Origin of the sequence: Rhizobacter sp., from assembly GCA_021153565.1 — a bacterium.
In the GTDB taxonomy this organism is placed as follows: domain Bacteria; phylum Pseudomonadota; class Gammaproteobacteria; order Burkholderiales; family Burkholderiaceae_C; genus Albitalea.
In genome coordinates, this window is the sequence record JAJKJU010000294.1 from 1 (window position 1) to 7,733 (window position 7,733).

At 60.4% G+C, this 7,733-nt stretch carries 9 protein-coding genes; 6 read left to right on the forward strand and 3 right to left on the reverse strand.

The genetic code is table 11. The features are described 5' to 3' along the window. The coding region (locus AC30NL_RS18480) for an efflux RND transporter periplasmic adaptor subunit (RefSeq protein WP_489465453.1) at positions 1-889 on the reverse strand (889 nt) is incomplete at its 3' end. A gap of 845 nt (positions 890-1,734) precedes the next feature. Here AC30NL_RS18480 and AC30NL_RS18485 point away from each other — a divergent pair. Beyond that, positions 1,735-3,153, forward strand: coding sequence for an alpha,alpha-trehalose-phosphate synthase (UDP-forming) (locus tag AC30NL_RS18485; protein WP_489465454.1), 1,419 nt, complete (start codon positions 1,735-1,737; stop codon positions 3,151-3,153). A gap of 57 nt (positions 3,154-3,210) precedes the next feature. On the opposite strand, the gene AC30NL_RS18490 is transcribed toward AC30NL_RS18485, so the two are convergent. Together AC30NL_RS18490 and AC30NL_RS18495 are read right to left on the reverse strand one after the other, a co-directional pair. Continuing rightward, positions 3,211-3,564 (reverse strand): hypothetical protein, encoded by a 354-nt coding sequence (locus AC30NL_RS18490; protein ID WP_489465461.1) that lies wholly within the window; start codon positions 3,562-3,564, stop codon positions 3,211-3,213. Beyond that, positions 3,467-3,847 (reverse strand): terminase small subunit, encoded by a 381-nt coding sequence (locus AC30NL_RS18495; protein ID WP_489465460.1) that lies wholly within the window; start codon positions 3,845-3,847, stop codon positions 3,467-3,469. The genes AC30NL_RS18490 and AC30NL_RS18495 overlap by 98 nt, the downstream gene beginning before the upstream one ends. Before the next feature lie 334 nt (positions 3,848-4,181). On the opposite strand from AC30NL_RS18495, the gene AC30NL_RS18500 reads away from it, so the two are divergent. The 5 genes from AC30NL_RS18500 (at position 4,182) to AC30NL_RS18520 (ending at position 7,095) form a co-directional block, all read left to right on the forward strand. Then, positions 4,182-4,427 carry a type II toxin-antitoxin system Phd/YefM family antitoxin gene (locus AC30NL_RS18500; protein WP_489465455.1) on the forward strand — a complete coding sequence of 82 codons (246 nt, stop codon included), beginning with the start codon at positions 4,182-4,184 and terminating at the stop codon, positions 4,425-4,427. Continuing rightward, positions 4,424-4,687: a Txe/YoeB family addiction module toxin gene (locus AC30NL_RS18505; RefSeq protein WP_489465456.1), complete on the forward strand. Its 264-nt coding sequence runs from the start codon at positions 4,424-4,426 to the stop codon at positions 4,685-4,687. The genes AC30NL_RS18500 and AC30NL_RS18505 overlap by 4 nt, the downstream gene beginning before the upstream one ends. A gap of 204 nt (positions 4,688-4,891) precedes the next feature. After that, complete coding sequence (locus tag AC30NL_RS18510; RefSeq protein ID WP_489465457.1) at positions 4,892-5,236, forward strand: hypothetical protein; 345 nt, start codon at positions 4,892-4,894, stop codon at positions 5,234-5,236. A 322-nt stretch (positions 5,237-5,558) separates the two neighbouring features. Continuing rightward, positions 5,559-6,155 carry a hypothetical protein gene (locus AC30NL_RS18515; RefSeq protein WP_489465458.1) on the forward strand — a complete coding sequence of 199 codons (597 nt, stop codon included), beginning with the start codon at positions 5,559-5,561 and terminating at the stop codon, positions 6,153-6,155. A 193-nt stretch (positions 6,156-6,348) separates the two neighbouring features. Beyond that, positions 6,349-7,095, forward strand: coding sequence for a trypsin-like peptidase domain-containing protein (locus AC30NL_RS18520; protein WP_489465459.1), 747 nt, complete (start codon positions 6,349-6,351; stop codon positions 7,093-7,095). Positions 7,096-7,733: the final 638 nt, after the last annotated feature.

Here is a 7,733-nt window from a genome sequence, read left to right on the forward strand (position 1 = left end):
CGCTGACGCTGATTTCGACACGTGCGCTCATGCCGGGCTTGAAAGCTGCGGGGCTCTGCGCGGCGAGCCGCACGCGCACCGCATAGCTGCGGCCCTGGCCCTGGCCCGCCGCCGCCGGCGCCTTGGGCGTGAGCGCCACGCTGTCGACGACGCCAGTCAAGGGCTGGTCTGGGTAGGCCACTGGCACGATCGTGGCGGCTTGGCCGCGCGCGACTCGTGCGATGTCGCCCTCGTCAACGCTCACATCGGCGAATAGCCCGCGCGTGTCGGCGATGACCATGAGGCTGCCGCCGGCGACATTCATGGCACTGGGGACGGCAGTCTCACCGGGGCGGATGTTGAGCTGGATGACGCGGCCATCGATTGGCGCGCGGATGGCGGTTCGCGCCAGACGCTGGCGCGACTGCTCGAGCTGCGCATCGACCTGTTCCACGGCCTTCTGGCTGTTGCGCAGCTCGAGTTCGGCGAGGTCGAGCTGCGTCGCCAGTTCCTCGTACTTTGTCGGTTCGACCAGGCCGAGCTTGTGCAGCTTCGTGTTGCGCTCGACACGAGTGCGCGCGGCCTCGAGCTGCACGCGCTGGCGCTGCACGCCCAGCAGAGACTGCTCGCGGCTCGCCTGCAGCTGCCCGACTTCCGCGCGCGGGGTCTCGGCATCGAGTTGCATCACGAGCTGCCCGCGCGTCACCTGGTCGCCCTCCTTCACGAGGATGCTGTTGACGCGACCGAGCACTTCAGAGACGAGCGTGACTTGGCTCTCGTATGCGAGCACGCCCGAGGCCAGAATCGACGATGTAATCTCGCGCTGCGCGGCGACCGCGACCTGCACCTTCAACGGATTGGGTCCCTGCACAAGGCGTAAGAACACGAGGGCGCTGAGGGCGATGAGCACGACGCATGCGACCAAAGGCCATCTGCGCTTGGGCGGTTTGGACCTGCGCTTGGAGGACCTGGAGCGACCAGCAGGACGTTCTCGTGCGGCGCCAGACGCAGCATCCCCCCGCGGATCCGCGGCCCGCGTGCCAGGTCGAATGGCGGGGTTGCTGTGGTGCATTGCAGAGTTATAGGCCCCGACCTGGGTTCGACTCTTGTCTGGACGCGCCCTGTGATTGACTGCCGTTCCCCGGACGTGGCACACCACGTTCAGCGTGGCCATTGGCCGCTTCGGTAGCGCAGCCCTGGCGCAGTGGGGCAACCGGCCGACGCGTCCAAGCAAGAAGACGCCCGCGCTCGGGCTGCTTCTTTTTCCCATCGCAGTGTCGCGAGCCACTCAGATGCTCCGCAGCCGTCACCAGAGGCGTTAAGAACGATGCAACAGAACACGAAGGTCGACGAAGTCGCGGAGGACCCGGCACACGCGGCCGATGCCCTCTTGGCCACGCCGTCAGTATTTAAGCGGCCTGCTATTTCGTTTCGCTGCGCAAATGTTGGCCTTTCCGAAGCGGGAGAGTCGGTGCCTACTTAGGATTCAACCTTCTACTTTTAAGGAGACAGATGAATTCTGTCGGCAAGAGCAAAGCTTCTCCTCCCGCATCGCCTGAGCGGGAAGACCATCGGGGCCAGGCCCCTCAAACGGCTGGCCCGTCCCGCCCGCCATTGCATCCGCAACTGGCGCGTCTGCAGACTGCTCCGCCTCGCAGATCCTCGGCGCAGCATCGACCGGAGCTGCGGCGATCGCGGTCCGATGTATCTGAGACGCTGGGCCATGACCGGCGTCTTGTCGTGGTGTCGAATCGCATGGTCGATCCTAAGAAACCTGCCGCCGGCGGACTCGCGGTCGCCCTAGGGGAAATGATGCACGACAGTGCCGCCTTGTGGTTCGGCTGGAGCAACAAAACGACCAGCGACCCGGCACCCGCCATGGTCAGGACCCAGTCCTTCGGCCGCACGACACTCGCGCAGGTGGACCTGAGCACGGAGCAGCACGATGGCTACTACACGGGCTTCTCGAATTCCGTGATCTGGCCGGTGTTCCACGACAAGGTGAAATGGGCCGACCTGAATCCGGCGTACTTCAAGGCCTACAAGGAAGTCAATCGCATGATGGCGTCGCAGCTGGCGCCCATGCTCAAGGAAAACGACGTCCTGTGGATCCATGACTACCATCTCATTCCATTCGCGCAGGAGCTGCGCGAGCTGGGATGCAAGCAGAGGATCGGGTTTTTCAATCACATACCGCTTCCCTCGCCAGAGGTCATCAAGCAAATCCCGCAGCACAGGGAGTTGATGGAGGCCTTGATGTCCTACGACCTCATCGGCATGCAAAGTCCCAAGGACGTGGAGAATCTGCGCTTGTATGCCGAGACGGAGGGGGTGGGCCGGCTCGTCGATGAGGGGCCGGAACTGGATGCTTTTGGCAAGAAGGCCGTGGTCCAGGCGTTTCCCATTGGCATCGACGTCGAAAACCTGAAGGAACTCGTGCCCAGCCCAGATTCGCAGAAGGTCCTCGACCAAGTCCGCGCGCAAGCGGGCAAACGCATGCTCATGGTCGGGGTTGACCGGCTGGACTACACAAAGGATGTGCCGGGGCGCTTGAAGGCTTTCAAGAAACTGCTGCAAGATCAACCGCAGCTGTGCAATCACGTCACCATGGTCCAGATCGCGGCACCTACGCGTGAAGCCGTCCCTGCCTACGCGCGCCTGAGCGAAAAGACCCAGAAGCTGGCGGACGAGATCAATGCCGAGTTCGCCACCGGCGACTGGAAGCCGGTGATGTACTTCAATGAATCGGTGGACCGCGGCGCGCTGCCGGAAATCTACCGGATGAGCCAGGTCGGCTTGGTCACGCCGGTGGCGGACGGCATGAACCTGGTGGCCAAGGAATACGTCGCCGCGCAGCAGCCGGAGGATCCTGGGGTCCTCGTGCTGTCTACCGGCGCGGGCGCGGCGGCTCAACTGAGCCAGTCGCTCCTGGTGCCGCCCAAGGACAAGGAGGCAGCGGCCAAGGCCTATGCACGTGCCCTGACCATGCCTCTCGACGAGCGCCAGCGAAGGCACGCCAAGCAGGTCGAGAATGTCGAACGCCAAGACCTGCACTGGTGGCGGCAGAAGTACTTGGCCGCATTGACAAAGAACCATGTGGCCGCCTTGGCCGACGGGGACTCGCCGGAGCAGGGAGGTGCTTCTTCCAGTAGCGAGGCCGGGGCGCGCGGGTAATTCTCCGAAGGGGAGGGGCTGAACCCCGCTGAGTCCATGAGCGCCAAATAGCACGGGTCAGCGGCAGGGTCGCGCGGATTGAGGTCCGGTGATGGCGCGTTCAGCGGCGACGCGGATTGCTGTACCGAGCGCGATTCGTAAGAGTGAGGCGAGGGGGCACCTGAGGAGTGGGCTGCTGCTGCACGGAACGATGGGCAGCTTGCCCGCGCCTGAACCGTGAAGCTGCCCGATGAACTGGCTGAACGCGTCGGCGAGCGTCTGGGTCTTCTGGCTGTTGTCCTTCTCGAACAGGCCGATGTGTTTGATAAGGCGCTCAACAGCCGGGTTCTTGTCGATCACCTTGTACTTCTTCATCTGACCGACAAACACGCGGTCCTCGCCTGGCGCCTCGTACTGGTACAGCACTTCCATCCCAGATGCAAGCCGCCGTGTCGTCGTCCAGTTCGTTGATGGGGATGGGCGAGCCATCCGCCCGGTACATGCGCCGCGGGTCGAAGAACGCAAGGCGAGCCGCTTCAAGCAAGACATGCTCTCGGGTGATTTCCAGCCGGCCAAACGTCTTTGCGCGCTGGGCAGCAATAGCATCCTGAATCCAAGCGTATCCAAGCAGGCGAATGCCGTTGGTCGATGCGGTGCTGTAGGCGACGCCCGGGTGTGAGCGCAGGTAGGCCTGAGTCGCGTTCAGGTCGACCATGTACTCAGCGACGAACAGCGCTTCTTTCTCGGTGAGTTCGCGCTTCTCAGGCGAGGAGGTGGTTATCGGCTTCGCCGGTGCGCGGTCGTCTTCGGTGCGGTCTTTCGGGTTGCCATGATCCAAAGTCAGTCGAGATGCGGCCTGCGCGGCTGCAGTCGTCGCGGAGTTCGGGCGGCGCGCGGTACGTGCATCTCGACCGTGACTTGAGCGCGCACCCGGCGACGGTATCCATCAAAACTGCGCCCGATATCACGTTGGCCGCCTCTCCGCCCCGCACATCGCCATTGATATGATGTACGTTTTAACGTACGCTACCGGGCAATAGGAGAACGCCATGATCACACCCATCACCGCTAGCGAGGCGCGTGCCGATCTGTATCGACTGATCGACCAGGCTTCTGAGTCCCATCAACCCATATTGATTTCCGGCAAGCGCAGTAGCGCGGTCTTGGTTTCGGCCGAGGATTGGCAAGCCATTCAGGAGACCCTTTACCTTTTGTCGGTTCCGGGCATGCGAGAGTCTATCAAGAAGGGTATGGCTGAGCCCCTGGGCAAGAGTGCAAAGGCGGTTGTTTGGTGAAGTGGGTCGTCGTATATGCCAAGCACGCATTGAAGGACGCCAAGAAGCTCTCGGCTGCTGGCCTGAAGGAGAAGGCTCAAGAGCTCCTCGAAGTCTTGGCCATCGATCCATTTCAGAACCCGCCCGCCTACGAGAAGCTTGTGGGAGATCTTGACGGAGCCTATTCGCGCCGAATCAACATCCAGCACCGTCTCGTCTACGAAGTATTTCAGAAGGAACGCACGGTGCGTGTACTGCGCATGTGGTCGCACTACGAATAGTCCGAACGAACCGAAAAAGGAGGAATTCATGGCAACTCTTCTTCCCGGAGCAGTTCCGGACATTCTCGAAGAACTGCGCTCTGTACTTGAGGATCCAGACGCTTGGATTGCTGGTGCCATGCTCCGGAGTTCGGTCGCACGCCGCGACGATATTCATCAAAACTGCGCCCGATAGCTCGTTCGGCCCCTCAGCATGGAGCACCAATGCCACAGTCATTGTCCAAAGCCAGACGCCAAACTCTTCTCCAAATGGAGAGCCTTCTTGGGAGCGAGTGCTACAACGCGAACATCCAAAACTATGGCCCGGGCGGTGTGCGCGAAGCAGAGGGAAGAAGCTTTCGCTACCCCATCATGCTTCGAGCCGCCGATGGAAGCACGACGAAGGTGCGAGATTCAGTCATTCCGCCGACGGCCACTGATGAAATGGTACGCAGCGGGTACTACGCTTTCGGTGCTAACCAACTTGATGTCATGGCGGGACTGGAGAAGATTCTCTGGTATCTCGAGAAACATCATGGCCTGGTCGTGCGAGATGCCCCGCAAGAGTAGGCCGCGTCTTTGCAAAGCGGGGCCTAATCGGGTGGCCAGGGGTATCTAGCCCCCAGCCCCCAGCCCTTACGCCAGCGCGATCGCCGAGGCACGAAGGCCGCGCTCGCCTGTGCGGTATCCCCAGGGGGAAAAGCGCTCAACCACGTACAGGGTCGTGATAGATTGGTTCATGGCTCATCTCCTTGTAACGTCGAAACGACCCGACCGACTATCGGTCCGGTGCATTGGTGTAGCTCGGCACGCCTCGGCGTGCAACCTACGATGCTGCAGGGGACGGGCCGCCCGAGTTCACGAAGCCATCTTGTCTAGAAGGAAGCAGAACATGGAGCGCGAACCCAATGCGGGTCACGTCATAAACCGCGACGCGTTGCCGGACAAATTCCCTACGCACCTGCACGATCCCGAATTCTGGGAGGCATTGGGTCGTGCAGTTGCCACCTTCGGATTTCTCGAAGACGCGCTGTCTAAGGCGATATTCGCCTTAACGGCCACAACTCCCTACAAAGAAGCAGAAATTGAAGAGGCCTACAAGGCATGGCTTCCCAAGCTAGAGAAGGCTCTTGCAGATCCGCTCGGAAACTTAATCAATACCTATGGAAACTCTGTCCGCGATCACGGTGGCGCAAAGGTTGAGAACTTCGAACAGTTGCTAGAGGATCTGCGAAAGGTCTCAAGCATTAGAAACGTCATCTGTCATGGATCTTGGGGGCTACCAGATCACAACGGTGCAACAGTGCCGTCCTTCGTCAATAGGCAGAAAGAAGTCTTCGACACTCCGGTGAACAAGTCATTTCTTCAGCAGATCCAACGCGGCACTACTGACCTTGCTTGTATGGTCATCAGTACCGTCACCTGTACGGGTTGGCAGTTTCCGGGTACCACGGGTCCAGGCAAGGCAATCTGGAGCAGCAAAGAGTGATGGACTCGCACGACGCCTAATTCATTGATTCCGTCTTCTGAGTACAAGCCTCCCCCAGCACCGGACGTGGCTGAGATTTCCAGCGGATTACGGCAATCGGTCGCTCGGCGCCTGATTCAACGAACGGATGGTGGACTCGAAGAGGGAGGCGACACAGAATGAGGCCCAACGAATAGCCCTTAGGTCTCATCTCATGGCACAGATCGCGCAACCCTCGGTTCAGTCGCTGCTCATCGAGATGCAGGTCAACGGTACGCCTCTCTCCACGGGAACTGCATTTGTCGTCCAAGCGGCAAGCGGCCCTCATCTCTTGACCAATCGACACAACGTCACTGGTCGACGCCAGGACACAGGGGCGCCGCTTTCACCGACCGGGGGTATTCCGACTCACTTGGTTGTGGTTCACAACCGCAAGGGGAGTCTCAGTCAGTGGGTTCTGAAGAGCGAGCCGTTATATGCGGGCGCAGCTCCGCGGTGGCACGAGCATCCAACGCTCGGTGCTGCGGTTGACTTCGTTGCGCTGTCGCTTACGGATCTAGTTGACGTCGATCTATTTCCATACGACGCGGGGAACCCTGGTCCGAACATCTTTGTCGGTCCTGCGGATCCAGTGAGCGTCATCGGTTTCCCCTTCGGGGTTGCAGCCGGTGGCGCATTCGGTGTCTGGGCTACTGGCTTTCTTGCCTCGGAACCAGATGTGGACTTCAACAACCTACCTATTCAGCTTGTTGACTGCCGTACCCGGCAGGGCCAGTCGGGCTCTCCGGTCATCGCGTATCGCAGCGGAGGCATGCTCGCAATGGTTGGTGGCGGAGCAACCGCATTCACTGGGCCGGTGTGGAGGTTCATCGGCATCTACAGTGGTCGAATTAGCGGTGAGTCGGACCTCGGCTTGGTATGGAAGGCGTCAGCAATCCAACAGCTTGTGGCTACTCTGTGAGACCTAATCGGGTAGCCGGGGGTATCTAGCCCCCAGCCCCCACACCACCCACCATGCGGGTCCGCAGTGGGCGATGTCAATACCGCGGGCAGCGCTTGATTGATCGTGGCCTTGCCAGCGAGACGCGGCGACATCACGACGTTCACACGGCTGGCGGTCATCCACGCGCGAAACAGGATGTCCTTGGTGCGTTGGGGCTGCTTGAGCTTCACTTTGGTACTTCCATTTGACGTGGTTCTGGGGTGTTCTGTTAACAGTGCGATGTGCTGTACGCTATTGATAGTGCACACCCTTAAGCGACACCCCAGATGTAGTGGATGGAGGCAACATAGACACACGCCCGAGCAGTTTTCACTGTCGGGCGTGGCTACCGATCAATCCCCCGGCTCATTGGATGAGAGACGTTCTTCGCAGGGCTGTCATTTGTGGGTTCGAATCCCACCCGGGGGTCAATGGATTTGAGCTAGTTTAATGACTAGCAATCATTTTGTGTCACGTAATCAAAAAATTGGGCTCTTCGTTGATTTCAGTGGGACTGGGTACTGGCAGGCATGAGATCGAGCTTGCCGCAGAAGAACAGGATGCGGATGCGGAAGTTGTCGAAGCTACGGAAGCCGCGGGCGTTGGCCTTGATGGTC

Excerpts from the sequence above, each read along its gene's own strand:
- AC30NL_RS18500 (WP_489465455.1), top strand. The coding sequence starts at position 4,182 with ATGATCACACCCATCACCGCTAGCGAGGCGCGTGCCGATCTGTATCGA.
- AC30NL_RS18520 (WP_489465459.1), top strand. The coding sequence starts at position 6,349 with ATGGCACAGATCGCGCAACCCTCGGTTCAGTCGCTGCTCATCGAGATG.
- AC30NL_RS18490 (WP_489465461.1), bottom strand. The coding sequence starts at position 3,564 with ATGGAAGTGCTGTACCAGTACGAGGCGCCAGGCGAGGACCGCGTGTTT.
- AC30NL_RS18515 (WP_489465458.1), top strand. The coding sequence starts at position 5,559 with ATGGAGCGCGAACCCAATGCGGGTCACGTCATAAACCGCGACGCGTTG.
- AC30NL_RS18495 (WP_489465460.1), bottom strand. The coding sequence starts at position 3,847 with ATGGTCGACCTGAACGCGACTCAGGCCTACCTGCGCTCACACCCGGGC.
- AC30NL_RS18510 (WP_489465457.1), top strand. The coding sequence starts at position 4,892 with ATGCCACAGTCATTGTCCAAAGCCAGACGCCAAACTCTTCTCCAAATG.
- AC30NL_RS18485 (WP_489465454.1), top strand. The coding sequence starts at position 1,735 with ATGGTCGATCCTAAGAAACCTGCCGCCGGCGGACTCGCGGTCGCCCTA.